Genomic DNA, 25302 nt, shown 5'->3' on the forward strand with positions numbered 1-25302 from the left:
TGCAGTCGGGGCAGCCGGCCCGTCAGGCACTTCCGGCCAGCAGCGCCATGCCCACCCGCACCGGGTCGTCGGACATGGGTACGTGGCCGAGCCCAGGCAGCACCACCACCTTGGCCTGCGGGTAGCGGCGACGAGCAGCACGCACCTGGTGGACCGGCAGCAGCAGGTCACGGCGTCCCCACGCGATGGTCACCGGCACCTCCGGGGCGGTCAGGTCCTCGTCCGGGAACCCCTGGTCCAGGATCTGGTCCACCACGCCGTTGCTCATCAGGGCGTGGGCGTCCGCCAGCGCCGCCGCCGGGTCCACCCGCCAGGGCTTGCCGAAGAACGGCGCCAGGCTCACCGAGCGCAGCAGCGGGTTGCGCAGCATCGCCGGCAGCCGCTCCCCGTTCGCCCGGGCCAGGCTCCGGGAGCCGCGGAAGACCACCTTGGTGAGCAGCCGGTCGGCGCGGCTGGTGCCGAAGCCGGCGGGCGACAGCGCTGTCGCCGAGGCGACGCGGCCGCGGGCGGCCAGCTGCAGCGCCACCCAGCCGCCCAGCGAGTTGCCCGCGACGTGCGGCCGCGCCTCGTCCGGGGCCAGCTCGTCGAGCATCCCGTCCACCGCGTCCAGGATCACCCTGTGCACGTCCTTGGTGCCCGGGGGCACCAGCGGGGAGTCGCCGTGGCCGGGCAGGTCGACGGTGACCACGCGACGACGCTGGACCAGCTCGGGCAGCACCGGGTCCCACGCCTGGCGACGGTGGGTCAACCCGTGCACCAGCACCAGGGTGGGGCCGCGACCGTGAACCTCGTAGGCAAGCTGCATGAGCTCATCCTGCCTGGTCCAAACGTGCTGTGCGCCACGGCTCGCGCGGGTCCGGGCAGCGGGGTCGGGGAGCAGCTTGCCTCGGCTGTGACACCTGTGGGACAAAGGAGGCGGGTCCACCCGGCTCACCGGACGAGCACCGCCGTACCCGGACAGCGACAAGACGGCGCGCATGGAGGTCGTGGTGTCCTGGCTCGTTCTCGTCCTGTCGGGCGTGCTGGAAGCGGTGTGGGCGTCGGCGCTGGGGCGCTCGGACGGCTTGACGCGGCCGGTGCCCACGATGGTGTTCGCGGTGGCGCTGGTGGCCAGCATGGGCGGGCTGGCGTACGCGCTGCGGGAGCTGCCGGTGGGCACGGGCTACGCGGTGTGGGTGGGCATCGGTGCGGTCCTCACCGTGGCCTACGCGATGGCGACCGGCACCGAGGCGGCCTCGCCGATGCGGATCCTGCTGCTGCTGGGCATCGTCGGCTGCGTCATCGGGCTGCGCCTCATCAGCTGAGCCAGCCTCATCGGCTGCACCACCCCTCAGAGGTCGCCCATCCTGGTGTGCATCTCCCACACCAGGACCTCGGCACCGGAGCCTCCGGCCACCACCCGCTGCCCCTCGCTGCCGGTCACCCGGGCCGCGTCGCCGGTCACCAGGTTCGGCGCGCCCTCCGTCCCGTCCTCCAGCGCCACCTCGCCGGCCGCCACGAACAGGTGCGCGAACACCGCTGCCGGCAGCTCCACCTGGGCGCCAGGGGCGAGCCGCGCCACGTGCAGGGCGGCGTGGCGCTGGTTGATCCGGATGGCCGCAGCACCGCGGTGCTTGGTCATTCCCGACGCCAGCGGCACCAGCCCGCCGCGGGCGAGCTCGTCGCCGACCTCCAGCTGTTCGTAGCCCGGAGGCAGACCGGGCTCGTCCGGTGGCACCCACATCTGCACGAGGTGCACCGGCTCGTGGTGCTCGGCCGCGCCGGTGAGCCGCCAGGAGTCGTTCTTCTCCGAGTGCTGGATCCCGGTTCCCGCGCTCATCCGCTGCGCCAGTCCCGGGTAGATCACCCCGTTGTGGCCCTCGGAGTCCTGGTGCACCAGGGAACCGCTCAGCACCCAGGTGACGATTTCCATGTCCCGGTGCGGATGCGTGTCGAAACCCGCACCCGCAGCGACCGTGTCGTCGTTGTTCACCAGCAGGAGACCGAAGTGGGTGTTGTCCGGGTCGTAGTGCGAGCCGAAGGAGAAGGAGTGCCGGGAGTCCAACCAGTCGATGTTGGTGTGCAGGCGGTCCTGCGCCCGGCGAATGTCGGTAGCCACGCCACGTTCTCCCGTCAGTCGACTCTGCCCTCGCCATTCTCGCTGCCCGTCCTGACTAGTCTCTGCACAGGCATCCGCGCGACCATCCGCGCGACGAGGGGGAGGAACGCGCCATGAACCCGGTTGAGGCGGTGCGGGGGCCGCTGGGGCGGTTGGGGTCGTCGGTGCTCAACGGCCTGGAGGTGCTCCGCCTGGGCGGGCTGGACACCGAGGACGAGTCCGCGCCCTACGAGGTGGTGACCGAGCGCCGCAACTTCCGGCTGCGCCACTACTTCCCCGCCGCCGACGATGCACGGGACCGTCCGGTGGTGCTGCTGGTGCCGCCGATGATGCTCGACGCCGGGGTCTTCGACGTCTCGCACAGCTCCAGCGCCGTCACCGTGCTCGACTCGCTGGGCATCGACACCTGGGTGATCGACTTCGGCGCACCCGACCGCGAGGAGGGTGGCCTGGAGCGCAACCTCACCGACCACGTCCTCGCCATCAACGAGGCGGTCGACCTGGTGTGCGAGGCGGTGGGCCACGACATCTCCCTCGCCGGCTACTCCCAGGGCGGCATGTTCTGCTACCAGGCCGCCGCGTACCGGCGCAGCAAGAACCTGGTCAGCGTGGTGACCTTCGGCAGCGCGGTGGACACCCGGCCGATCATCGACCACTTCGGCCTGCCCGAGGACCTCACCCTGCGCGCTGCCGGATTCCTGGCCGAGCACGTCTTCCCACGCCACCAGGTCCCGGCGTGGCTGTCCAACACCGGCTTCCGGCTGCTCGACCCGGTCAAGTCGGTGCGCTCGCAGGTGGAGTTCGTGCTGCAGCTGCACGACAGGGAGGCGCTGCTGCCCCGGGAGCGCCAGCGCCGCTTCCTCGGGGGTGAGGGCTTCGTCGCCTGGTCGGGTCCAGCCGTGGCCGAGCTGCTCACCCAGTTCGTGGTGCAGAACCGGATGCTGGAGGGCGGCTTCGTCATCGACGAGGAGTCGGTCACCCTGGCCGACATCACCTGCCCCGTCTTCGCGGTGGTCGGCACCGCCGACTCCATCGCACCCGCCGCCGCCTGCCGGGCCATCGGCCACGCCGCGCCCCAGGCCGAGGTTCACGAGATGCCCATCCGGGCCGGGCACTTCGGTCTGGTGGTGGGCTCGGCATCCAACACCGTGGTGTGGCCGACCGTGGCTGGCTGGCTCCACTGGCTGGCCGGCCAGGGTCCACGGCCGCAGGCGGTGGCCGAGCTGGGTTCGGAGAACCCGCGCTCGCACGGGCCGTCGGTGCTCACCCAGGGCGTGAACCTGGTGGCTGACGTGGGGCTGGGCACCTCCCGGTCGCTGGTCAGCGCCGCCACCCGCAGTGCCCGGCTGGTGGCCGAGCTCGGTGGCGAGGCGTTCTCCCAGCTGCCGCGCCTGGCCCGCCTCGAGCAGATCACCCCGCGCACCCGCATCTCGATGGCCTCGCTGCTGGACGAGCAGGCCGACCGCGCGCCCGAGGACGTCTGCTTCATGTTCGCCGGCCGGGCGCACACCCACGGCAAGGTCAAGGAGCGCATCGACAACGTCGTGCGGGGCCTGCTCAGCACCGGGGTGCGCCAGGGCGAGCACGTCGGTGTGCTCATGGAGACCCGCCCCAGCGCCTTCACCGTGCTGGCCGCCCTCAGCCGGGTGGGTGCCGTGGCCGTGATGCTGCGCCCCGACGGCGACACCGCCAAGGAGGCGAAGCTGGGGGGGATCACCCGGGTGATCGCCGACCCCGAGCTGGCCAGCCACGCGGTGGCGGCCGAGATCGGCCCGGTGTACGTCCTCGGTGGCGGCGGTGACCCGCGCGAGCTGGACGGCGTGATCGACATGGAGCGGATCGACCCCGCGGCGGTGACCGTGCCGTCGTGGTACCGGCCCAACCTGGGGCGCGCCGCCGACCTGGCCTTCATCCTGTTCACCGGCAGCCCGGCCCAGACCCGGGTGCGGCGCATCTCCAACCACCGGTGGGCGCTGTCGGCGTTCGGCACCGCCTCCTCGGCGTCGCTGTCGCCGGTGGACACCCTGTTCTGCCTCACCCCGCTGCACCACCCGTCGGGGCTGATGACCACCCTGGGTGCGGCGCTGGCCAGCGGGTCGCGGATCGCGTTCACCACCGGCTTCGACCCCGCCACCTTCTGGGAGGAGGTCCGCCGCTACGGGGTGACCGTGGTGTCCTACACCTGGACCATGCTGCACGCCCTGGTGGAGGCGCCGGTGCAGCCCGGGGAGGCCTACCACCCGGTGCGGCTGTTCCTCGGCTCCGGCGCCCCGCGGGGGCTCACCCGCCGACTCACCGAGCGCTTCGCCCCGGCCAAGGTGGTGGAGTTCTACGCCACCACCGAGGGCGAGGCCATCCTGGTCAACCGTCGTGCCACCAAGCCCGGCTCGATGGGCCGCGCCCTGCCCGGCACCGCGCGGCTGCGCGTGGCCGCCTACGACGTGGACCGCAACGCCTTCATCGAGGACGAGCGCGGCTACGCCCGGCAGGCGGGCACCGACGAGATCGGCATGCTGCTGGCGCGGGCGGACAACGCCATGGACGCCATCACCGACAGCCCGCTGCGGGGGGTGTTCGCCAGGGAAGACGCCTGGCACGCCACCGGCGACCTGTTCTGGGTGGACGCCGACGGCGACCACTGGCTGGTGGACAACGTCGCCACCCTGATGCGCACCTCGCACGGCGTGGTGTTCCAGCTGCCCGTGCAGTACGCGCTCAGCGACACCTGGGGGGTGGACCTGTGCGCCACCTACCCGGTGCCCTCCCCGGTGGACGGCGAGGTCTACGCGGTGGCCGCGGTGACGCTGCGCCACGGTCGCGAGCTCACCACCCAGGACGTCACCGCCGCGCTGTCCTCGCTGGCGCCGCACCTGCGACCCGACCTGGTGCACGTGGTGGACTCCGTGCCCACCACCACGGTCTACCGGCTGGACACCACCGAGCTGCGCTCCGCCGGACTGCCCAAGCCCGGCCCGACCACGTGGTGGCACGACCCCCGCAAGAACGCCTACGTGCCCCTCACCGCGGCCCGGCGCCGCACGCTGTCGGCCAGCAAGCCCGCCTCGGCGCGCCGCGCCGAGGTTCGCGACCCCGCCTGAGCACACCGGAAAAGCCCGGCTGCCCTGGTGGTGCACGCCGGCACGGCGACTACAGCAGGTGGATCGTCTCGATTCTCGGGTCCTCGGCGAGGCGGGTGAGGATCCCGCGGGGCACGAGAATCGTTGACCGGCGTCGGCGGGCGCACCTATGCTCACTGAAATGATTTCTAGTTATTGAGCCCGTGCCCGCGAACCCCAGGAGCGCCTCGTGCTGACCGACTCGTACACCGCCGCCATCGCCGAGGCCGAGAAGCTCATCGAGAGCGCACCGCACGTGCGCAGCGAGCAGGACCTGGTGGAGGGCTACCAGTACCTGGCCGGGTGCATCCTCGGCGCCACCCACTCCGCCTGGGCCACCGACAAGACCCACCCCACGTTCACCGAGGGCACGAGCCTCTACACCAAGCAGGGGCTGGACAACCCGGACACCTTCTACTACGGCACCCGGGTGCACGCCGACACCGAGTACGTGGTCACCGGCGTGCGCGGGACCACGGTGGACCTGGCCTTTCAGGTGATCGCCGGGGGCTACACCGACGACAACGTCCCCGGCAGCGCCGCCGCCTTCGACGACCGCGAGATCGACGTGGCCGCGGACGGCACCTTCGAGGTCCGCTTCGGACCCGAGCCCGCCAATGGGCGGCGCAACTACGTCACCCTGGCCCCGGGCTCGACCACGCTGGTGGTGCGCGAGGTCTACAACGACTGGTCGGAGAAGCGCGGCACCATCCGCATCCAGCGGGCCGACGCCATCGGCACCGCCCCGGCCCCGCTGGACCGCGACACCGCCCAGCGCCGCTACGACCGGGCCGGCCGCGACCTGGTCACCCGGGTGAAGACCTGGCTGCAGTTCCCCGAGTGGTTCTACCTCAAGCTGCCGGTGAACACCCTCACCGAGCCGCGCATCACCCCGGGCGGCCTCACCACCCAGTACTCCTCGGTGGGCCACTACGACCTCGCCGAGGATCAGGCCATCATCATCACCATCCCGGTCCCCAGCGAGGAGGACTCCCCCTACCTGGGCTTCCAGCTGGGCAGCCTCTGGTACGTCTCGCTGGACTACGTCAACCACCAGACCTCGCTCAACCGCTCCCAGGGTCAGGTGGACCCGGACGGCAAGATGCGGCTGGTGGTGAGCGAGCGCAACCCCGGCGTGACCAACTGGCTGGAGACGCTGGGCCACTCGCGCGGCTACCTGCAGTTCCGCTGGCACCGGGTGGGGCGGCCGATGACCGCCGCCGACGGCCCCACCATGGAGATCGTGCCGGTGGCCGAGGTGGCACAGCACCTGCCCTACGCCGAGCGCAACGCCATCACCCCGCAGGCGTGGGCGCAGCGCATCGCCCAGCGCCAGGCCCAGGTGGCCGACCGCATGCCCGGCTGAGCAGCTGCGCGCCGGCCCCCCCGAAGCCGCCGGACTCGGAAGGGACACCCGGACTCGGAAGGGACACAGGGGCGCAACGGTCCTGACGCGTCCGGGAATCCATCTCGCCCGGGGTGCCGCGCTGGGGCATGCTGCGGTGGGAGTCCACTGTCGTACTCGAGGAGACCGCACCATGGCGATGCCGAGCATGCTTCATGACCACCGCCCCTGCGCCGTGGTGCGCGGGACTCCGGTGATCACCGAGCGCCGCGTCCGGGCCAACGGCTTTCGCAGCCGCAGCCTGTCCGTGGACGGCGGCGGACCGCCCATGCTGATGCTGCACGGCTTCTCCGACACCGCCGACACCTGGCGACCGGTGATGCGGGAGCTGGCGGCGCGGGGGCAGCAGGCCACCGCGGTGGACATGCCCGGCTACGGCCGCGCCGACCGCACCCGGCCCGGGGCGATGCTCCCGCAGATCGAGGGGTTCGTGGCCGAGCTGCTCGAGCGCAGCGGCCCGGACACCATCCTGGTGGGCAACAGCCTGGGCGCGCTGGCCTCGCTGCGCACCGCCGCCGCGGTCACCAGCGAGCTGGGCGGGGTGGTGGCCATCTCCCCGGCGGGCTTCGGCCACTCCCGGTTGATCCGCTACGCCGAGCACGCGGGCCTGGCCACCAACCTGCTGCGAGTGCCGTTCGTGCCCAACCGCCTGATGGAGGCGATGGTGGGCAAGGCCTTCGCGCGGATGGCCTGCGGCAACCACGCGCTGGCCGACGCCGAGGCGGTGAAGGCCTACGCCGAGCAGTTCCGCCAGCGGGCCGACGTGCGGCGCATCCTCGGGGCGGGCCCGGCCATCATCCGGGAGATCAAGGCCGCCGCAGACACCCTCACCCTGGACTGCCCGGTGCTGGCCATCTGGGGCTCCCGCGACCGGCTCACCCTGGTGGGTGGCAGCGAGGAGCTGATGGACACCCTGCCCGACAGCGAGCTGGTGGTGCTGCCCGGCTTCGGCCACTGCCCGCAGCTGGAGGTTCCCGACGGCGTCGCCGAGCTGCTGCTGAACTTCTCCAGCCGGACGGCGGCCGCACCCGCTCGGTAGCCTCAGCCGCATGCCGAGCACCGCACGCACCCGTCCCACCGCCCTCGTCACCGGCGCCACCCGCGGCATCGGTGCGGCCACCGCCCGCGCGCTGCACACCACTCACGACGTGCTGCTGGGCGGTCGTGACGTGGCCGCCCTGGAGCGCCTGGCCGCGGAGCTCCCCGGTGCACAGCCGTGGCCGGTGGAGATCACCGACGACGACGCCCTGGCCGCCGCCTGCGCCGACGTCGCGACGCTGGACGTGCTGGTGCACTCCGCGGGCATGGGCGGCATCGGCCCGGTGGCCAGCACCTCCGCCGCGCAGTGGCGGGCGATGCTCGACCTCAACGTGGTGGCCGTGGCCGAGCTGACCCGCCTGCTGCTGCCCGCGCTGCGCAGCGCCCGCGGGCACGTGGTGATGATCAACTCCGGCGCCGGGATCAACGCCAACCCCGGGTGGAGCGCCTACGCCGCCAGCAAGTTCGCGCTGCGCGCGCTGGCCGACTCGCTGCGCGCGGAGGAGGCCGACAACGGCGTGCGCGTCACCTCGGTGCACCCGGGCCGGGTGGACACCGACATGCAGCGCGAGCTGCGGCGCACCGAGGGCGGGGAGTACGAGCCGAACAAGTACCTCACCCCGGAGTCGGTGGCCTCCGCCGTGCTCACCGCCGTGCTGGCCGGCGAGGACGGGCAGTACACCGAGCTGGTGCTCCGCCCGCTCACCCGCTGACGGCTAGGGAACCACCGCGCTACAGAACGACGTTGACCAGGCGGCCGGGCACGTAGATCACCTTGCGCGGCTCCTTGCCGTCCACCAGCGCCGCGATCTTCTCGTCGGCCAGGGCCGCGGCGAGCACGGCGTCCTTGTCGGCGTCGGCGGGCACGGTGATCACCGAGCGGACCTTGCCGCCCACCTGCACCGGGTACTCCAGGGTGTCGGCCACCAGCCAGCGCTCGTCCGCGGTCGGGAACGGACCCTTGACCAGCGACTCGGCGTGGCCCAGCCGCTGCCACAGCTCCTCGGCCAGGTGCGGGGCCAGCGGGGCGACCATGAGCACCAGGGCCTCGGCCACCGTGCGCGGCGCACCACCGGGGTAGGCCTTGGTGAGGTGGTTGGTCAGCTCGATCAGCTTGGCGGTGGCGGTGTTGTTGCGCAGCGCCACGTAGTCCTCGGACACCCCGGCGATGGTCTTGTGCAGCAGCCGCAGCGTCTCCTCGCCCGGCTGGTCGTCCACCACGCGCAGCTCACCGGTGCTCTCGTCCACCACCGACCGCCACAGCCGCTGCAGGAAGCGGTAGGCGCCCACCACGTCCTTGGTGGCCCAGGGGCGGGAGGTGTCCAGCGGACCCATGGACATCTCGTACACGCGCAGGGTGTCGGCGCCGTAGGCGTCGGCCATCTCGTCCGGGGAGACGGAGTTCTTCAGGCTCTTGCCCATCTTCCCGTACTCGCGGTTCACCTCCTGGCCCTGGTGGAAGTACTTGCCGTCGGCCTCGGTCACCTCGTCGGCGGGCACGTAGACGCCCCGGGCGTCGGTATAGGCGTATGCCTGAATGTAGCCCTGGTTGTAGAGACGCCGATACGGCTCTAGCGAGCTCACGTGCCCCAGGTCGTGCAGCACCTTGTGCCAGAACCGGCTGTAGAGCAGGTGCAGCACCGCGTGCTCCACGCCACCGACGTACAGGTCCAGCCCGCCGGGATCGTTGGGGCCGTGCACGTCGGGGCGCGGACCCATCCAGTACGCCTCGTTCTCCGGGGCGCAGAACTGCTCGTCGTTGGTGGGGTCGATGTAGCGCAGCTGGTACCAGGAGCTGCCCGCCCACTGCGGCATGACGTTGGCGTCGCGGGAGTAGTGCTGCAGCCCGTCGCCCAGGTCCAGCTCCAGGTTCAGCCAGTCACTGGCCTTCGCCAGCGGCGGAGCCGGCTCGGACTCGGCGTCCTCGGGGTCGAAGCTCACCGGCTGGTAGTCGGCCACCTCGGGCAGCTCGACGGGCAGCATGCTCTCCGGCAGGGCCACCGGCGCGCCGGCATCGTCGAAGACGATGGGGAACGGCTCGCCCCAGTAGCGCTGGCGGGCGAACAGCCAGTCGCGCAGCTTGTACTGCACGGTGCCGCGGCCCAGTCCGCGCTCCTCCAGCCACGTGATGATGGTGGCCTTGGCCTCCTCCACCCGCATGCCGTCGAGGAAGCCGCTGTTGATGGCCACGCCGTCACCCAGGTAGGCCCCGTCGGTGAAGCCCTCCGGCGGGGCGATGGTGCGCACGATGTCCAGGCCGAACGCGGTGGCGAAGTCCCAGTCGCGAGAGTCCTGGGCGGGCACGGCCATGATGGCGCCAGTGCCGTAGCCCATCAGCACGTAGTCAGCCACGAACACCGGGACCTGGGCCCCGTTCACCGGGTTGGTGGCGTAGGAGCCGGTGAACACCCCGGTCTTCTGCTTGTTCTCCTGGCGCTCCATGTCGGTCTTGGCCGCAGCGGTGCTGCGGTAGGTGGCCACCGCCTCGGCGGGCGTGGGCGCGCCGCCGGTCCAGCGCTGGTCCACCCCCTCCGGCCAGGCGGCGGCGGTGAGCTGGTCCACCAGCGGGTGCTCCGGGGCCAGCACCACGTAGGTGGCGCCGAAGAGGGTGTCCGGGCGGGTGGTGAACACCTCGACCGCCGGGGCCTCGGCCGACGCGTCCACCTCGGCGGGGCTCACCGCGAAGCTGACCTGCGCGCCGCGGGACCGACCGATCCAGTTGCGCTGCATGGTCTTGACCTTCTCCGGCCAGTCCAGCAGGTCGAGGTCGTCGATGAGGCGGTCGTTGTAGGCGGTGATCCGCATCATCCACTGGCGCAGGGTGCGCCGGAACACCGGGAAGTTGCCACGGTCGCTGCGCCCGTCGGCGGTGACCTCCTCGTTGGCCAGCACCGTGCCCAGGCCGGGGCACCAGTTCACCGGCGACTCCGACAGGTACACCAGGCGGTGGGAGTCGACCACGCGACGCTGCTCAGTGCGGGAGAGCTCCGCCCACGCCCGGCCGTCGGCCAGCTCGCGGGTGCCCGCCTCGTACTGGGCCACCAGCTCGGCGATCGGGCGGGCCTTGTCGGCGTCGGTGTCGTAGTAGGAGCCGTGGATCTGCAGGAAGATCCACTGTGTCCACTTGTAGAACTCGACGTCGGTGGTGGCCACCCGGCGGCGCTCGTCGTGGCCCAGGCCCAGTCGGCGGATCTGCGCCAGGTAGCGCTCGATGTTGGCCTCGGTGGTGGTGCGCGGGTGGGTGCCCGTCTGCACCGCGTACTGCTCGGCCGGCAGGCCGAAGGCGTCGAAGCCCATGGTGTGCAGCACGTTGCGCCCGACCATGCGGTGGTAGCGGGCGTAGACGTCGGTGGCGATGAACCCCAGCGGGTGCCCGACGTGCAGGCCGGCGCCGGAGGGGTAGGGGAACATGTCCTGCACGAAGAGCTTGTCCGCGGGCACCGGCCCGTCGGCCAGCGGGCCCACCGGGTTGGGTGCGGCAAAGGTGTTCTGCTCGGCCCAGCGGGTCTGCCAGCGCTGCTCCAGCTCACCGGCCAGCTCGGCGGTGTAGCGGAACGAGGGGATCTCTTCGGTACTCACGGTCAGCAGCGTAGTCGGCGGCCGAGAGGGTCCTGCCGCCCTGCTCAGCGGGTGCTCGTACCCTTGTCCCGTGCTCGACACCGTCGCCCTCGTCCTCGCCGTGCTGCTCGTCGTGGCTGCCCTCGCCCTCGCGGCCGTGGCGCTCGCCGGACTGCTGCAGCGGCTGCCCCGCAACCGGTGGGCCGGCGTGCGCACCCCCGCCTCGCTGGCCAGCGACGACGCCTTCCGCGTGGCCAACAAGGTGGCCGCAGCACCGATGCTCGCCGCCGCCGCGTTCTGCGCCGTGGGCGCGGGCGCGCTGCTGGGCCTGGACGGGTGGCTGCGACCGGTGGCCGTGCTGGTGGCCGTGGCCGCCGCGCTGGTGACCGCGGGTGCTGGTGGCGCGCTGGGCGCCCGCGCCGCGGAGGCGGCCCCGAGCTGCGCTCCCGAGCAGTGCGCGTCGTGCACGGGCTGCTCGCTGCTGGACGCCAGGCAGGGCTAGCCGGTGACCAGCACGCGGCCGGACGGTGGGGTCTCGGCGAGCGTGCTGGCCGAGGTGGCCGCCGCTGGCGCCGAGGACGCCGGTGGCCTGCCCGTGGAGCTGCTGGGCGACTTCCTGCCGGTGGTGACCGCGGCCGTGGTGTCCGGGCGTCCGCTCACCCGCCGCCAGCTCACCGGCTACCAACCGTTCGGGGAGACCGCCGCCCGCCAGGGAGTGGCCCTGCGCGCGCTGCTGGACCTGTACTCCTCCGCGGCCTGGCGGCTGTGGCGGCACCTGCCCGCCGTGGTGGGCGCGCGCCGTGACCCGGAGGCGGTGGTGGTGGCCGGCGAGGTGATGCTGCGCGCGGTGGACGACGTGGTGGCGGCGCTGGCCGAGGGGTTCCAGCTGGCTCAGCGGACGCTGGTGCGCAGCGAGGAGTCCGCCCGCCGGGAGTTCATCGACGACCTGCTCACCGGCGGCGCCGGGGTGGCCAGCGTGCTGCAGCGTGCCGCCGGGTTCGGCCTGCACCTGTCCGGCCCGCACGCGGTGGCGGTGGTGGCCGCCGAGCGCCCCTTCTCCGACGGCACCCCGCTGATCGGCATGCTGGAGCGCGCCGTGCTGGGCAGCAAGGGCGACTCCGACGCGCTGGTGGCCAGCAAGGAGGGCCACCTCATCGTGGTGTTTCCGGCGCCCGACCCGGATGCGGTCAGCCACGTGATGCACCAGCTCACCTCGCGGCTGGGCCCGCGCCCCGACGCGGCGGAGCCCGCCGCCGACGCGGCGGAGCCCGCCGCCGAGGCACGCGTCCGGACGTGGCAGATCGGGGTGGGCCGTCCCGGGGTGGGCGCCGAGGGGGTGGTGGCGTCCTACCAGGAGGCTCGTGACGCCCTCGACCTCGCCGGGCGCCTGGACCTGCAGGACCCGGTGGTCGACGCCAAGGACATGCTGGTCTACCACGTGATGCTGCGTGACCGCCCGGCCATCAGCGACCTGGTGCGCAGCGTGCTCACCCCGCTGCTGGAGGCCCGTGGTGGGGCAGAGCCGCTGCTGGCCACCCTGGCCGCCTACTTCGGCTCCGGGGGCAACGCCGCCCTCACCGCCCGCCGGCTGCACCTGTCGGTGCGGGCGGTGACCTACCGCCTGGAGCGGGTGCAGCAGCTCACCGGCCACGACCCCACCGAGCCGTCGCAGCAGTTCCCCCTGCAGGTGGCCATCATGGGCGCCAAGCTCCTCGACTGGCCGCACGTCCCCCTGCCCTGACCCCCGCTCCCGCGGGGCGTTCAGGGCCCTAGACGCCCTTTTCGGGGCCGTTCCGGGGGGAGGGCGGCGACGTGAGGGCGGTCGCACCTGGAGCAGTGACCTAGGCGCCCAGGGCGATCGGCGGCCACGCGCCGCCTCCCCGGTGAACCGAGTGGCCCGGATCGCTGCGCACACCTCGCGACCGCGGCACACTGCGAGGTGACGGCCCGGCCACAGCTCGGCTACGGCGACCACGCAGCCTCGCCAGGGTGTGGGTGGGTCTGGACGAGGACGGGAGCCCCGCTGATGCTGCACCTTCGACGCCTGCCCCGCATCGGGCGCTCGGTGCCGGTGACGCTGTCCTACCTCGGCGCCCTGGGCACGGTCGGGCTGGCGCTGAGCACGGTCGGCACGCACTGGAAGGACGCGGTGATCTCCGCGGCCAGCACCAACGTGCACAACCTCAGCCAGTGGCGGCTGAGCACCCTGGTCTCCAGCGCCTTCGTCATCGCCGAGGGCCCGGTGTGGTTCACCTGCCTGGGCGTGGGCGCCACCCTCGCGCTGGCCGAGCGAGCCTGGGGCGGCTGGCGGATGCTCAGCACCTTCGTCGCCGGCCACCTCCTCGCCACCTCGCTGGTGGCGGTGGGCCTGTGGTTCGGCATCAGCAGCGGCTGGTTCCCGGTCTCGTGGAGCCAGGCCACCGACGTCGGCGTGAGCTACGGGGTGTTCGCCGTGCTCACCGCCCTCACCTTCGCCGTCCCGCGCGGCTGGCGGCTGACCTGGGCCGCGGTGTGGCTGGTGCTGGCGGTGCAGGCGGTTCTCAGCGCGCCCACGTTCACCGCGGTGGGCCACCTGGTGGCCGGCGTGGTGGGTCTGGTGCTCGCGGCGCTGGTCCACCGGCGCCACCCGCTCACCCCGCGCCGCCCGATGACCACCCGCGGCTCGCTGGCCCTGCTGGCGTGGGCGTCGCTGTTCGGGCTGTGCATCGTGGGGTGGGCGACGCCCGGCTGGTGGTCAGCCCCGGTGCTGGCGGCCGTGGTGGTGCTGGCCACCCGGATCCGCCCGGTGGGCCGGGCGGACCTGCCGGTCAGTTGCGCTCCAGCTCGATCGGGTGCGTCGCCAGCAGCGCCATCGGCATCGGTTGTCGTCGCAGCACCCGTCCCCACAGGTCGACGCGCCCTGGTACCACCACGTCGCTAGGCAGCGCCGGCACCACCAGCCAGTCCTCCCGCTCCAGCTCGGCCTCCAGCTGCCCGGCCGACCAGCCCGCGTAGCCCACGAAGATCCGCACGCCCTCGAGCACCGGCGCCAGCTCGTCGGGCTCCGCGTCCAGGTCCACCATCACCACCCGCCCGTGCACCGGGCGCAGGCCGGAGACCCCGTCGGCGTCCGCCCCGGGACGCAGCAGGCCCAGGCACAGCGCGGAGTCCCGCTTGACCGGCCCACCCACGAACAGCGCCTGCGGGCGCACCGTGTGCGGCGCCCAGCCGGGCAGCACGTCGTGCACTGCCGTGTCGCTGGGACGGTTGAGCACCACGCCGAGGCTGCCGAGCTCGTTGTGCTCGATCACGTAGATCACCGTGCGGCGAAAGGTCTGCTCCACCAGCTCGACCGAGGACACCAGCAACGACCCCGACCGCACCTGCGTCAGCTCCACGCCTCAATCCTGCCATCGCCGGTGGTCGGCGGCGGGTGGAACTCGGTTCGCCGCGATGCGGGCCCGCTCAGCCGAGGCGGTGCACGAGCCCCTGGTAGCGGGCGCCGAGCAGCCGCGGCAGGGCGGCGATCACCCGGGAGTCCGGGCCCACCAGGATCCGCGGCTTCTCCCGCTCCAGCCCGCGCATGATGGACCGTGCAGCGCCCTGCGGGGTGGTCATGGCGATCTTGTTGAACGCCTTGGCCGACTCCACCTTGTTCTCCGAGGCGGTCACCCGGGCGTTCTCGGCGATGTTGCTGCGCACCCCCCCGGGGTGGACCAGGCTCACCTGCACCGGCACCTGGTCAGCCAGCAGCTCCATCCGCAGCGCCTCGGTGAAGCCGCGGATGGCGAACTTCGAGCCGTTGTAGGCGGCCTGCTTGGGAAAAGCCATCAGCCCGAAGACGCTGGAGACGTTGGCCAGCTGGCCGTCGCCGCTGGCCGCGAGGTGCGGCAGGAAGGCCTGCGTGCCGTGCACCATGCCGAAGTAGTTGATGCCCATGATCCAGCGGTGGTCGGCGTCGGTGAGCTCGGCGACCCGGCCGGTGACCGACACCCCCGCGTTGTTGACCACCAGGTCCACCCCGCCGAAGTGCTCGACCACCTCCTCGGCGTGGGCGAGCACCGCCTCCCGGTCGCTGACGTCGAGCTTCCACGCCCGGGCCTGCGCCCCCTGCTCCTGGCACTGCCGCACGGTCTCCTGCACGGCGTCGCCCTGCACGTCGCTCAGCGCCAGCCGGGCGCCCCGCTCGGCCAGGTTCAGGGCCAGCGCCCGGCCGATGCCCGAGCCCGCGCCGGTGACCACCGCGGTCTTGCCCGCATACCCGCGGCGCGCCTTCACCGGGTCCGCCGGATCAGGCCGCCCTTGGCCGGGGCCATGGTCACGTGGGAGTGCTTGTGCTTCTCCGCCGCGGGTCCAACGTGCTCGAAGTCCATCGCGTCCAGGATGGTCCGCAGCGCCACCACCATCTCCTTGTGCGCGAACAGCGCACCGATGCAGCGCCGCTTGCCGCCGCCGTAGGGGATGAACTCGTTGGTGGCGAGCTTGCGGTCCAGGAACCGCTCCGGCCGAAACACCTCCGGGTCGCCCCAGATCTTCGGGTCGTTGTGGATGGCCTCCAGCTGCGGGTTGAGCATGGTGCCCTTGCCGAAGGTGTAGCCGCCCAGCTCGATCGACCGGCTCGTCTTGCGGCCCACCCCAGGCAGCACGGTGCGCATCCGCAGCGTCTCGTTGACCACGGCGTCGAGGTAGCTGTCGTCAGAGGTTCGCGCCTTCTCCCGCACCGCGGGGTGCCGGGAGAGCAGCTCCATCGCCCAGGCCAGGGAGGTGGTGGTGGTCTCGTGCCCGGCGCCCACCAGCGACATCAGCTGGTTGCGCAGCCACTCGTTGTCCTTGCCCGAGCTGCGCACCAGCAGGGACAGCGTGTCGGTGCGCTCGTCCAGGTCGGACGCACCGCGGCGCTCCTCGATGAAGGCGTCCAGCAGCTCGTTGGTGCGGGCGATGAGCCGGTCGAAGGACCGCCACGGCGGGATCTTGCCCAGCTGGGGGAAGACCATCCAGGTGCTGCCGACCAGGGTGATCTCCGAGGCCTTGGTCACCGCGGTGCGCAGCTCGTCCATCTGCGGGCCACTGACCGCACCGAAGACGGTGCGCAGGATGACCTCGAGGGTGATGGCGCGGGCCTCGTCGACCATCTTGATCTCGTCGCCGACCTTCCAGGAGGCGATCCGGCGCTCGGTCTCCTCCCGCATGATGTCGGCGTAGCCGTTGATGGCCTTGCCGCGGAACGGCGGCATCAGGGCCTTGCGGGTCTGGGTGTGCTCCTCCCCGTCCACGGAGAGGATGCCCCGCTCCCCGAAGATGGCCTTGAGGAAGATGCCGTTGGTGACGCCGGCGTGCAGCGTGTCGTGCGGGCCGGCGAAGATCGCCGCCACCAGCTCGGGGTCGGCGATGTAGACCGACTTGCCCATCGGGAACGCCTTGGCCACGTGCACGTCGCCGAAGCGGCGCTGCGACCAGCGGGAGAAGCCGATGGTGTGCCGCAGGCCCAGGTACAGCTGGGCGATCCCGGGCATGCGCGACCCCCGGGCTGGCTTGCGGCCGTGGGCAACCGGGCACTGACCTGCGGCCGCGGCGGGTGTCTGCTCCTGGGTGCTCATGCATCAGTTCCTGAACGACGGGGGCAACGACGGGTCAACAGTACGTGCCGCGGCACCGTTCTCAGCACCTGCGCCGCATCCCGCTGGTCAGGGCGTCACCCGACCTTGGGTGTGCTGCGGGCGACGATGGCGGCAGTGTCCAGCCCGGACGGCAGGGTGCCGTAGACGCTGCCCCAGTCCCCACCGAGGCGGCTGGCGCAGAAGGCGTCCGCCACCGCGGGGTGGCCGCTGCGGACCAGCAGCATCCCCTGCAGGGCCAGGGCCAGGTGCTCGGCGACGCGGCGGGCACGGTGCTCCAGGTCGCCGGGGTCGGCCAGGTCGCGCTTGACCACGGCGACGGCGGCGTCCAGGCGGCGGTCGGCGCCAGCCACCGAGTCCAGCTCCGCCAGGAACACCGCCAGCGCCTCCGGCTCGCGGGCCATCGCGCGCAGCCCGTCGAGCGCGGCGACGTTGCCCGAGCCCTCCCACACGCTCAGCAGCGGAGCCTCCCGGTACAGCTTGGGCATGCCCGACTCCTCGACGTAGCCGTTGCCGCCCAAGCACTCCAGCGCCTCCGCGGCGTGGCCGGGGCCGCGCTTGCAGACGAAGTACTTGCTCACCGACAGCCCGATGCGCCGCAGCGCCGCAGCGTGGGTGTCGCCGGCCTCGGCCTGGTCGGTCAGCCCGGCCAGCCACAGCGCCACGGTGGTGGCCGCCTCGGCCTCCACGGCCAGGTCGGCCAGCACGTTGCGCATCAGCGGCTGGTCCACCAGCTGGGCGCCGAAGGCGGCCCGGTGGGCGGCGTGGTGGCTGGCCTGGGCGATGCCGGTGCGCATGCCGGCGGCGCTGCCGATGATGCAGTCCAGCCGGGTCATGTTGACCATCTCGATGATGGTGCGCACCCCGCGGCCGGGCTCCCCGACGCGCCAGGCCACCGCCTCGTCGTACTCCACCTCCGAGCTCGCGTTGGAGTGGTTGCCCAGCTTGTCCTTGAGTCGCTGCAGGTGCATCCGGTTGCGGGTGCCGTCGGGCAGCACCCGGGGCAGCAGGAAGCAGGACAGGCCGGCGTCGGCCTCCTGCGCGAGCACCAGGAAGACGTCGGACATGGGCGCGGAGGTGAACCACTTGTGCCCGGTGAGCAGGTAGGTACCGGCTCCGCCCGGGACGGCGCGGGTGGTGTTGGCCCGGACGTCGGAGCCGCCCTGCTTCTCGGTCATGGACATCCCGGCGATCAGCCCGCGCTTGCCCAGCGGCGCCCGCAGGCCGAAGTCGTACTCCCGCGAGGTCAGCAGCGGCTCGTAGGCCGTGGCCAGCTCGGGGTTGGCCCGCAGCGCCGGCACGACGGCGTTGGTCATGGAGATTGGGCAGCCGTGGCCGGCGTCCACCGTGCTCCACACCAGGAACTTCGCGGCCCGGGCCACGTGCGCACCGGGGCCGGGGTCGCTCCACGGCGAGCCGTGCAGCCCGTGGGCCACCGCGGTCTGCATCAGCTGGTGGTAGGCGGGGTCGAAGTCCACCTCGTCCACCCGGTGGCCGTAGCGGTCGTGGGTGCGCAGCACCGGTGGGTGTGCCTCGGCCAGGGCGCCCCACTGCTGGGCCTGCTCGCTGCCGGCCAGGCGGCCCAGCTCGTGCAGGCTCTCGGTGGCCCAGGAGGCGTCCTCGCGGGCCAGGCCCTCCAGCAGCACGGGCCAGTCAGCCGCGTCGTGGCCCACCAGCGGCGGAACCTGGTTGGTGACCTCGTGCGTGGGAGTCATGCCGTCCTCCGATGCTGCGCTGGGCGCTCACTCGCTGGCAGGCGCGGGCCGGGTCGGGCACCGCCTGCGCGGCCGCGGTGGACGCGGCGGCCTCACGGCTGCAGGCGGTGCGGACGACCTCGGCGAAGAGCTCTGCCTTGGTGGGGAAGTACCGGTAGACGGTGCCCGTGCGCGGCCTGCAGCAGGTCGTGCCGCACCGCGTCCAGTCGCTGCTGGACGGCGGGCGTCCTGCGGTAGGCCACGCACGGAGTGAATCACTGTTCAGAACATCACTCAAGGGGCTCCGGAGCCCCCGGGATGGACTACTCGAAGAGGGGCAGCACCGACTGCAGCTCGTCGGCGATGGAGGTGGGGACGATGTAGCCGTCCTGCTTCTCGATCTGCTCCAGGTTGGCGGCGATGTCCTCGACGCTCGGCTTGGCACCCTTGCCGGCGAACCAGCCCGGGGTCAGGCCGGTGAAGACGCGGGCGTAGCGACCACCCAGGGCGGAGAAGGCCTCGTGGGTGAGCTCGCTGGCCTCGCTGGCCAGGAACACCGTCATCGGGACGACGAGCTCGGGGGAGAACTGGTCGCCGTTGGCGCCGAGGAGCTCCTCGGTCATGCGGGTGTAGGCCACCGGCATGATCACGTTGCTCTTGATGTTCGACTTGGCGCCCTCGATGGCGAGCACGTTGGACAGGCCCACCAGGCCGGCCTTGGCCGCGCCGTAGTTGGCCTGGCCGAAGTTGCCGAACACGCCCGCGTTGGAGGCGGTGAAGACGAAGCGGCCGTAGCCGTGCTCCTTCATGTTGGCGAACGCCGGCTGGCTCACGTAGAACGCGCCGCGCAGGTGCACGTCGAGCACCGCGTCCAGGTCCTCCCAGGACATCTTCAGGAAGCTCTTGTCCCGCAGGATGCCGGCGTTGTTGATGACGATGTCGACCTTGCCGAAGCTGTCGATGGCGGTCTGCACGATCGCCGCGCCGCCCTCGGGGGTGGACACCGAGTCGTGGTTGGCCGCCGCGCGGCCACCCTTGGCGACGATCTCGTCGACGACCTTCTGGGCGGCGCTGTCCGAGCCGCCGACACCGTTGACGGATCCGCCGAGGTCGTTGACCACGACAGCGGCACCGCGGGCCGCCAGCTCCAGGGCGTAGGCGCGGCCCAGGCCGCCGCCCGCGCCGGTCACGATGGCTACGCGGTCATCAAAGGTGATCTCGGACATGTGGATCCTTCCGATCGAAGTCAGGTGGGGTTACCAGCGGGTACACGGTAGCCGCGCGCCGCTCTCCGCCCACCTCCGCGTCGGCGAACCCGTGGTGCGGAACGGGCCCGTGGTGATGAACACTCGACCCACGCGGTGGCCGTCGTGGCTGCTGTCGGACCGACACAGGAGGCGACGAGGATGACCGAGCCAACCACGGCCGGGACCCAGGCGACCCACGGCGAGCTGGGTGCCCCGCTGGTGACCAACAACCCGGACGAGAGCCGGTTCGAGCTGCGGGTGGACGGCAACCTGGTGGGGCTCGCCGACTACCGCGTGCACGCCGGCCGGATGGTGTTCACCCACACCGAGGTCGATCCCGGACTGGGCGGTCGCGGGCTGGGCGGGGTGCTCATCGGCGCCGCCCTGGCCGAGGTGCGCAACCAGGGGCTCTCCGCCGATCCGCAGTGCTCCTTCGTCGACGACTACCTCAACCGGCACCCCGAGCACGCCGACCTGCGTCACCGCCGCTGAGCATGCTGGATCCCCGGGCGCTCAGCCCAGGTGGGCGCTGAGCTCCGCGCCCACCACCTGCAGGTGCGGCGGGGCGATCACCTCGGCGTGGGTGCACGGCAGGTCCACCACACGCACCGAGCCGGACACGTGGTCCTGCCAGCCGCGCGGGTCGAGCCAGTGCTCCCGGCGCGGCGCGGTGGCGGCGAAGAAGAGCACGTCGCCGTCGAAGTGCTGCGGTTGGTGCGCCCGCATCAGCTCGGTGTTGCTCACCACCACCGCCACCATGGCCGAGAGCACCTCCGGGCTCAGCTCGGCCATCGCGCTGTTGGCGGTGCGCAGGGCGGCCACCACGGTGGCGGTGTCCAGCGCGGGCACGGTCTCCGGGTCGATGCCGGCCATGGTCAGCAGCGCCCGCCGGGAGTCCTGCTCGTCGGGCAGCTCCAGGCCCTGCCACTGCTCGGCCGGGTAGGCGTCCAGCAGGGCCAGCAGGGCCACCTCCTGCCCGACGGCGCGCAGCTGCACGGCCATGGCGTGAGCGACCGCTCCGCCGACCGACCAGCCCAGCAACCGGTAGGGACCCTCCGGCTGGCGGTGCCGCAGCAGCTGCACGTAGCTGGCCGCCATCTCCTCCAGGGACGCGGGCAGGGCGTCGGTTCCGCCGGCGAGCCCGGCCGCCTGCAGGGCGTGCACCCCCACCTCGGGGGGCAGGTGCGGCAGCAGCCGGGTGTAGCACCAGCCCAGCCCGCCGGCCGGGTGCACGCACCACAGCGGGGCGGCGGTGCCCTCCCGCAAGGTCAGCATGCTGCCGGTGCCCGTGTCCCCGCTGCGGTCACCGCCGTCAGCCAGCACCGCTGCCAGCCGCCGGGGGGTGGCGGCTCCCACCACCGCGCCCACGGAGACCTCCGTCCCGAGCGCCGCGGTCACGCCGCGGGCCAGCACCGCGGCGAGCAGGCTGTGTCCGCCGAGGTCGAAGAAGTTGTCGTCCGGACGCACCTGTCCGACGTCGAGCACCTCGGCGAACAGCCGGCAGAGCAGCTCGTCGCGCGGGGTGCCGGCCACCGTGTCCGCCCCGGTGGCCAGGGTGGGGGCGGGCAGCGCCGCGCGGTCCAGCTTGCCGTTGGCCGACAGCGGCAGCTCGTCGAGCACCACCACGGCGGTGGGCACCAGGTGCGCCGGCAGCTCTCGGCCCACCGCGGCCCGCAGGGCGCCGGGCAGGTCAGCTCCGGGCAGGTCAGCTCCGGGCTCGGCACCGTGGCTTGGCTCGGTCACCACGTAGCCCACCAGCCGCTGGTCGCCGGGGCGGTCCTCTCGCAGCAGGACCGCCGCGTCGGCCACCGCCGGCAGCCGCCGCAGCGCGCTCTCGACCTCGCCCAGCTCGATGCGCATGCCGCGCAGCTTCACCTGTCCGTCGGTGCGGCCCAGGTAGCGCAGCGCGCCGTCGCTGCGCCACTGGACCAGGTCCCCGGTGCGGTACATCCGTCCCGGCCCGAACGGGTCGGGCAGGAAGCGCTGCGCGGTCAGCTCGGGGCGGTGCAGGTAGCCCTCGGCCAGCTGCACGCCGGCCAGGTACAGCTCACCGGTGACGCCCACCGGAACCGGCCGCTGGTGGGCGTCCAGGACGTAGGTGCGGGTGTTCCACACCGGACGCCCGATCGGCGTCTCGGTGTCGTGTGGTCGGCACGTCCAGGCGGTGACGTCCACGGCAGCCTCGGTGGGCCCGTAGAGGTTGTGCAGGTCCACCCCGGGCAGGCTGCGCAGGAGGCGCCCGACGGTCTCCGCCGGCAGCGCCTCCCCGCTGCAGAACACCTGGCGCAGCACCACGGTGCAGCGCGACCGGGTCTCGGCGTCGGCGGCCAGCTCGTCCAGGAACAGCCGCAGCATCGACGGGACGAAGTGCACGGTGGTGATCCGCTCGGTGCCGATGAGCTCGGCCAGGTAGCGGGGGTCGCGGTGCCCGCCCGGCTCGGCCAGCACCAGCACCGCCCCGGCGATGCTGGGCCAGAACAGCTCCCACACCGACACGTCGAAGCCGGACGGGGTCTTCTGCAGCACTCGGTCGGCCACGTCGATGGGGTAGGTGGCCTGCATCCACAGCAGCCGGTTGACGATGGCCCGGTGGCTGACCACCACGCCCTTGGGGTTTCCGGTGGAGCCGGAGGTGTAGATGACGTAGGCGGGGTCCTCCGGGCGCGGGTCCTCCGCCGAGGCTGCCGCAGCCGGGCCTGCGGGGATCGGACCTGCGGCGGCCAGGTCTGCGGCGGCCGGGTCCACGGTGGGCACGCCGGCAGCTGCGGCGACGTGGGCCAGCCCCACCTCGGCGGTGGTGACCAGGCAGGCGGGGCGGGCATCGGTCAGCAGGTAGGCCAGCCGCTGCTCGGGGTAGTCGGGGTCCAGCGGCAGGTAGGCGGCGCCGGCCTTGAGCACGGCGTGCAGGGTGACCAGCAGCTCGGGACCGCGCGGCAGCCCCACGGCCACCACCGTGCCCCGGCCCGCGCCGGTGGCCCGCAGCGCCGCGGCCAGCGCGTCGGAGCGCTGCGCCAGCTCGGCGTAGGTCAGCTCCCCACCCGCGCCCCGGACCGCCGGAGCGTGCGGGGTGCGCTCGGCCTGCTCGGCCAGCAGCGCCACCAACGTGGTGTCCGGCACCGGGTGGGCGGTGTCGTTCCAGCGGTGCAGCACGGTCTCGCGCTCCTCGGCGGTGAGCACCTCGACCGTGCTGGCCGCCACCCCGGCGCCCTGCTCGCCCACGCTGCGCAGCAGCCCGAGCACCCGGTGCAGGTGGGCGGCGGGGGCGCTCGCGTCGTAGCAGGCGGGGTTGGCCTCCACCGACAGGCTCAGCGCCGGTCCCGCCGCGCGCTGGCGGCGCACCACGGTGAAGTGCAGGTCCTCCACCGGACCGGTGGAGAGCGTGTGCGAGGTGGCTGGAGCACCGCGGAAGGACAGCGTGGGGGCGTAGGCGATGACGTTGACCAGGGGGCCGAACAGCCGCTGGCCGGGCCCGGAGCGGCGCAGGTCACGGCGCAGCTGCTCGTAGCGGTAGTGGCGGTGCCGGGCCAGGCGACGGCGCTGGGCGGTGACCGTGGCGGCCACGTCGGCCACCGTGTCGTCGGGGGCCACCGGCACCGGGGTGGCGGCGATGTTCATGACCATGGCGGGGGTGCTGGCCCCCACCCCGCCCAGGCGGTTCATCTGCGGGATGCCCAGCACCGGCTGGCTGCTGGTCATCCGGTGCAGGTACACCGCGTGCACGGCGAACAGCAGGTCCAGCCACGACGTCCCGGCCTCCTCGGCCGCGGCCTCGACGGCGGCCAGCTCCTCCGGGCCCAGCTCGGCGGTGGCGGACAGCGCCACGGCCGCGGGGGCAGCCGTGCCGTCGGTGAGGCTGCGGGCGGGCTCCACCTCGGCCAGCATCTCGGTCCAGAACTCCCGGTCGGCGGTGGGCTGGTCGCTGGTGCGGTAGTCCTGCTCGGCGTCGAGCACCTGGGCGAAGCCGCCGTCGGGGCGCACCGGCACCGGCTCGCCCGCGCACAGGGCGGTGTAGGTCTCGGCCACCCGCTGCTCCAGCAGCGCCACGGCGTAGCCGTCGACGGCGAGGTGGTGCGCACGCTGGTACCAGAGCACGTCGCCGCCGGGCAGCACCAGCAGCGCTGCGCCGTAGAGCGGGTTGGCCAGCGCACCGGGCAGCGGGGCGGCGGTGCTGTCCAGCTGGGCCGGGCGCGCGAGGTCGGCGTGCATCCACTCCAGCGCCGCCGCGTGCGCGGCCGGTCCGTCGGCGGGCACGGTGAGGTCGACCACCTCCACCCGGGCGGGCACCGGCGGGCCCACCTGCTGCCAGGGCTCACCGTCGGCGCCGGTGCCCAGCACCAGCCGCAGGCTCTCGGTCTCGCTGCTGACCAGCCGGATGGCCTCGCGCAGCGCGGCCAGGTCCACCGGTGCGGGGATCTCCACGTACGCCGCGGTGGACAGCGCGGGGCTCGTCGGGTCCAGGCAGTGCGCCATCCACAGCGCCAGCTGCGCCTCGGTCAGCGGGCGACGCGGCGGCCCAGCCGGCGAGGGGGTGGGTGACGGGGCGTCCAGGGTGGTGCTCATCGGTACCGGCTCTCCTGCTCAGTGCTGGAGCACGGCGTGCCAGGACCGCACGGTCGGCGTCTCGGACAGCTCGGCAAAGCTCACCGTGGTGCCCGCAGCCACGGTGGACTCCACCAGGCTCATCAGGCGGATGGAGTCCAGCCCCAGGTCCACCAGGTTGTCGTCGTAGTCGATGCTCTCCGCGGGCTCGCCGAGCAGCGCGGCCACCCGGTCCCGCAGCGCGTCCAGCCCGGCCGTGTCGGTCTCGGTGGCGCTCTCGCGGGATCCGTCGCCCAGCTCGGTGAGCAGCTGGTCGGTGTCCAGGACGCGGGCGCAGCGGCGGGCGGCGTAGGACAGCGCGCTGGCGTGGTCGTCGCGGCTGAAGTCGGCCACCGCGTCGGCGACCAGGAACGCCTGCACGTCGTCCATGAACGCCTCGGTGGCCGTGACCTGGCAGCCGATGTGGGCGTAGACGCCGGTGATGAGCAGCTGGTCGCGGCCCCACTCCCGCATCAGCTCCCGCAGCGGGGTGCGCTGGAAGGCGCTGTAGCGCCACTTGGTGAGCACGGTGTCCTCGCTGGTCGGGGCCAGCTCGGCCACCACGTCCGGGGCCCCGCCGGCAGCGGACAGGCCTGGACCCCAGAAGTCGGTGAGCAGAGCGCGCTCGGCGGGGTCCTGGTCACCGGGCTGGCAGGTGAACACCACCGGGATGCCGGCCGCCGTGGCGGCCTCGCGCAGCTGGCGGATGCGCGGGACCACGCTGGCCAGCGGTTCCTGCCCGCGGGGGAAGACGTCGACGAAGTGGTTCTGCATGTCGTGCACCAGCAGCACCGCGCGGGCGGGGTCGGCCGGCCAGCTGACCTTGTTGGCGGGGGCGTCGGCCGCGGTGGGCGGGACGTAGCTGGCGATGGTGGGCAGGCCGCTGGGCCGGGTGGCCGTGCTGGTGGGGAGGGTGCTGGCGGGGAGGGTGCTGGTGCTCGTCTGCTGCGAGGTGCTCATGCGGGGCTCCTTCG

19 protein-coding genes and 1 riboswitch are annotated in these 25302 nt (G+C 73.0%); of the genes, 9 read left to right on the top strand and 10 right to left on the bottom strand.

Going from position 1 to position 25302, the window contains the following annotated elements; translation table 11 throughout:
• Window positions 1–22: 22 nt before the first annotated feature.
• Window positions 23–805 carry an alpha/beta fold hydrolase gene (locus tag AC3YO9_RS04440; RefSeq protein WP_127784504.1) on the bottom strand — a complete coding sequence of 261 codons (783 nt, stop codon included), beginning with the start codon at window positions 803–805 and terminating at the stop codon, window positions 23–25.
• Between the two features lie 107 nt (window positions 806–912).
• Window positions 913–978: riboswitch (guanidine-III (ykkC-III) riboswitch) on the top strand.
• 11 nt (window positions 979–989) lie between these two features.
• Here AC3YO9_RS04440 and AC3YO9_RS04445 point away from each other — a divergent pair.
• A complete protein-coding gene (locus tag AC3YO9_RS04445) occupies window positions 990–1304 on the top strand; it encodes a DMT family transporter (RefSeq protein WP_206518057.1) in 315 nt (104 codons plus the stop codon).
• Between the two features lie 26 nt (window positions 1305–1330).
• Here AC3YO9_RS04445 and AC3YO9_RS04450 read toward each other — a convergent pair whose 3' ends face one another.
• Window positions 1331–2098 carry a pirin family protein gene (locus AC3YO9_RS04450; RefSeq protein ID WP_489982267.1) on the bottom strand — a complete coding sequence of 256 codons (768 nt, stop codon included), beginning with the start codon at window positions 2096–2098 and terminating at the stop codon, window positions 1331–1333.
• A gap of 113 nt (window positions 2099–2211) precedes the next feature.
• On the opposite strand from AC3YO9_RS04450, the gene AC3YO9_RS04455 reads away from it, so the two are divergent.
• The 4 genes from AC3YO9_RS04455 (at window position 2212) to AC3YO9_RS04470 (ending at window position 8370) form a co-directional block, all read left to right on the top strand.
• A complete protein-coding gene (locus tag AC3YO9_RS04455) occupies window positions 2212–5196 on the top strand; it encodes an AMP-binding protein (protein ID WP_489982268.1) in 2985 nt (994 codons plus the stop codon).
• A gap of 208 nt (window positions 5197–5404) precedes the next feature.
• Window positions 5405–6580 carry a hypothetical protein gene (locus AC3YO9_RS04460; RefSeq protein ID WP_489982269.1) on the top strand — a complete coding sequence of 392 codons (1176 nt, stop codon included), beginning with the start codon at window positions 5405–5407 and terminating at the stop codon, window positions 6578–6580.
• Between the two features lie 172 nt (window positions 6581–6752).
• Window positions 6753–7658, top strand: coding sequence for an alpha/beta fold hydrolase (locus AC3YO9_RS04465; protein ID WP_127784509.1), 906 nt, complete (start codon window positions 6753–6755; stop codon window positions 7656–7658).
• A 10-nt stretch (window positions 7659–7668) separates the two neighbouring features.
• Window positions 7669–8370 carry an SDR family oxidoreductase gene (locus tag AC3YO9_RS04470; RefSeq protein ID WP_127784510.1) on the top strand — a complete coding sequence of 234 codons (702 nt, stop codon included), beginning with the start codon at window positions 7669–7671 and terminating at the stop codon, window positions 8368–8370.
• 19 nt (window positions 8371–8389) lie between these two features.
• Here AC3YO9_RS04470 and leuS read toward each other — a convergent pair whose 3' ends face one another.
• The gene (gene leuS / locus AC3YO9_RS04475; RefSeq protein ID WP_489982270.1) at window positions 8390–11236 is read right to left on the bottom strand and encodes a leucine--tRNA ligase; all 2847 of its coding nucleotides are present in this window, start codon (window positions 11234–11236) and stop codon (window positions 8390–8392) included.
• Window positions 11237–11306: 70 nt separating this feature from the next.
• On the opposite strand from leuS, the gene AC3YO9_RS04480 reads away from it, so the two are divergent.
• The 3 genes from AC3YO9_RS04480 (at window position 11307) to AC3YO9_RS04490 (ending at window position 14135) form a co-directional block, all read left to right on the top strand.
• Window positions 11307–11717 carry an SdpI family protein gene (locus AC3YO9_RS04480; protein WP_127784511.1) on the top strand — a complete coding sequence of 137 codons (411 nt, stop codon included), beginning with the start codon at window positions 11307–11309 and terminating at the stop codon, window positions 11715–11717.
• Between the two features lie 3 nt (window positions 11718–11720).
• Complete coding sequence (locus AC3YO9_RS04485) at window positions 11721–12956, top strand: PucR family transcriptional regulator (protein ID WP_489982271.1); 1236 nt, start codon at window positions 11721–11723, stop codon at window positions 12954–12956.
• A 285-nt stretch (window positions 12957–13241) separates the two neighbouring features.
• On the top strand, window positions 13242–14135 hold the full coding sequence (locus AC3YO9_RS04490) for a rhomboid-like protein (protein WP_127784512.1): 894 nt from the start codon (window positions 13242–13244) through the stop codon (window positions 14133–14135).
• Here the strand turns inward: AC3YO9_RS04490 and AC3YO9_RS04495 are convergent.
• From AC3YO9_RS04495 to AC3YO9_RS04515, 5 genes are all read right to left on the bottom strand, one after another.
• A complete protein-coding gene (locus AC3YO9_RS04495; protein ID WP_127784513.1) occupies window positions 14023–14592 on the bottom strand; it encodes a YqgE/AlgH family protein in 570 nt (189 codons plus the stop codon). The genes AC3YO9_RS04490 and AC3YO9_RS04495 overlap by 113 nt on opposite strands.
• A 67-nt stretch (window positions 14593–14659) precedes the next feature.
• A complete protein-coding gene (locus tag AC3YO9_RS04500; RefSeq protein WP_489982272.1) occupies window positions 14660–15472 on the bottom strand; it encodes an SDR family NAD(P)-dependent oxidoreductase in 813 nt (270 codons plus the stop codon).
• Window positions 15469–16791 (bottom strand): cytochrome P450, encoded by a 1323-nt coding sequence (locus AC3YO9_RS04505; protein ID WP_127784515.1) that lies wholly within the window; start codon window positions 16789–16791, stop codon window positions 15469–15471. Before AC3YO9_RS04505 ends, AC3YO9_RS04500 begins: the two co-directional genes overlap by 4 nt.
• 95 nt (window positions 16792–16886) lie before the next feature.
• On the bottom strand, window positions 16887–18524 hold the full coding sequence (locus tag AC3YO9_RS04510) for an acyl-CoA dehydrogenase family protein (protein WP_489982273.1): 1638 nt from the start codon (window positions 18522–18524) through the stop codon (window positions 16887–16889).
• 302 nt (window positions 18525–18826) lie between these two features.
• Window positions 18827–19729, bottom strand: a complete 903-nt coding sequence (locus tag AC3YO9_RS04515; protein WP_127784517.1) for an SDR family NAD(P)-dependent oxidoreductase — start codon at window positions 19727–19729, stop codon at window positions 18827–18829.
• Window positions 19730–19909: 180 nt separating this feature from the next.
• Between AC3YO9_RS04515 and AC3YO9_RS04520 the strand changes: the two genes are divergently transcribed.
• Window positions 19910–20242 carry a GNAT family N-acetyltransferase gene (locus AC3YO9_RS04520; protein ID WP_127784518.1) on the top strand — a complete coding sequence of 111 codons (333 nt, stop codon included), beginning with the start codon at window positions 19910–19912 and terminating at the stop codon, window positions 20240–20242.
• A gap of 21 nt (window positions 20243–20263) precedes the next feature.
• On the opposite strand, the gene AC3YO9_RS04525 is transcribed toward AC3YO9_RS04520, so the two are convergent.
• Both AC3YO9_RS04525 and AC3YO9_RS04530 read right to left on the bottom strand, forming a co-directional pair.
• Window positions 20264–24310, bottom strand: coding sequence for an amino acid adenylation domain-containing protein (locus tag AC3YO9_RS04525; RefSeq protein WP_489982274.1), 4047 nt, complete (start codon window positions 24308–24310; stop codon window positions 20264–20266).
• An 18-nt stretch (window positions 24311–24328) separates the two neighbouring features.
• Complete coding sequence (locus AC3YO9_RS04530; protein WP_489982573.1) at window positions 24329–25207, bottom strand: isochorismatase family protein; 879 nt, start codon at window positions 25205–25207, stop codon at window positions 24329–24331.
• Window positions 25208–25302 lie beyond the last annotated feature (95 nt).

Source organism: Rhodococcus sp. Z6_132, from assembly GCF_058133635.1.

Excerpts from the sequence above, each read along its gene's own strand:
- AC3YO9_RS04470 (WP_127784510.1), top strand. The coding sequence starts at position 7,669 with ATGCCGAGCACCGCACGCACCCGTCCCACCGCCCTCGTCACCGGCGCC.
- AC3YO9_RS04510 (WP_489982273.1), bottom strand. The coding sequence starts at position 18,524 with ATGACTCCCACGCACGAGGTCACCAACCAGGTTCCGCCGCTGGTGGGC.
- AC3YO9_RS04465 (WP_127784509.1), top strand. The coding sequence starts at position 6,753 with ATGGCGATGCCGAGCATGCTTCATGACCACCGCCCCTGCGCCGTGGTG.
- AC3YO9_RS04505 (WP_127784515.1), bottom strand. The coding sequence starts at position 16,791 with ATGAGCACCCAGGAGCAGACACCCGCCGCGGCCGCAGGTCAGTGCCCG.
- AC3YO9_RS04525 (WP_489982274.1), bottom strand. The coding sequence starts at position 24,310 with ATGAGCACCACCCTGGACGCCCCGTCACCCACCCCCTCGCCGGCTGGG.
- AC3YO9_RS04440 (WP_127784504.1), bottom strand. The coding sequence starts at position 805 with ATGCAGCTTGCCTACGAGGTTCACGGTCGCGGCCCCACCCTGGTGCTG.
- AC3YO9_RS04520 (WP_127784518.1), top strand. The coding sequence starts at position 19,910 with ATGACCGAGCCAACCACGGCCGGGACCCAGGCGACCCACGGCGAGCTG.
- AC3YO9_RS04455 (WP_489982268.1), top strand. The coding sequence starts at position 2,212 with ATGAACCCGGTTGAGGCGGTGCGGGGGCCGCTGGGGCGGTTGGGGTCG.
- AC3YO9_RS04490 (WP_127784512.1), top strand. The coding sequence starts at position 13,242 with ATGCTGCACCTTCGACGCCTGCCCCGCATCGGGCGCTCGGTGCCGGTG.
- AC3YO9_RS04515 (WP_127784517.1), bottom strand. The coding sequence starts at position 19,729 with ATGTCCGAGATCACCTTTGATGACCGCGTAGCCATCGTGACCGGCGCG.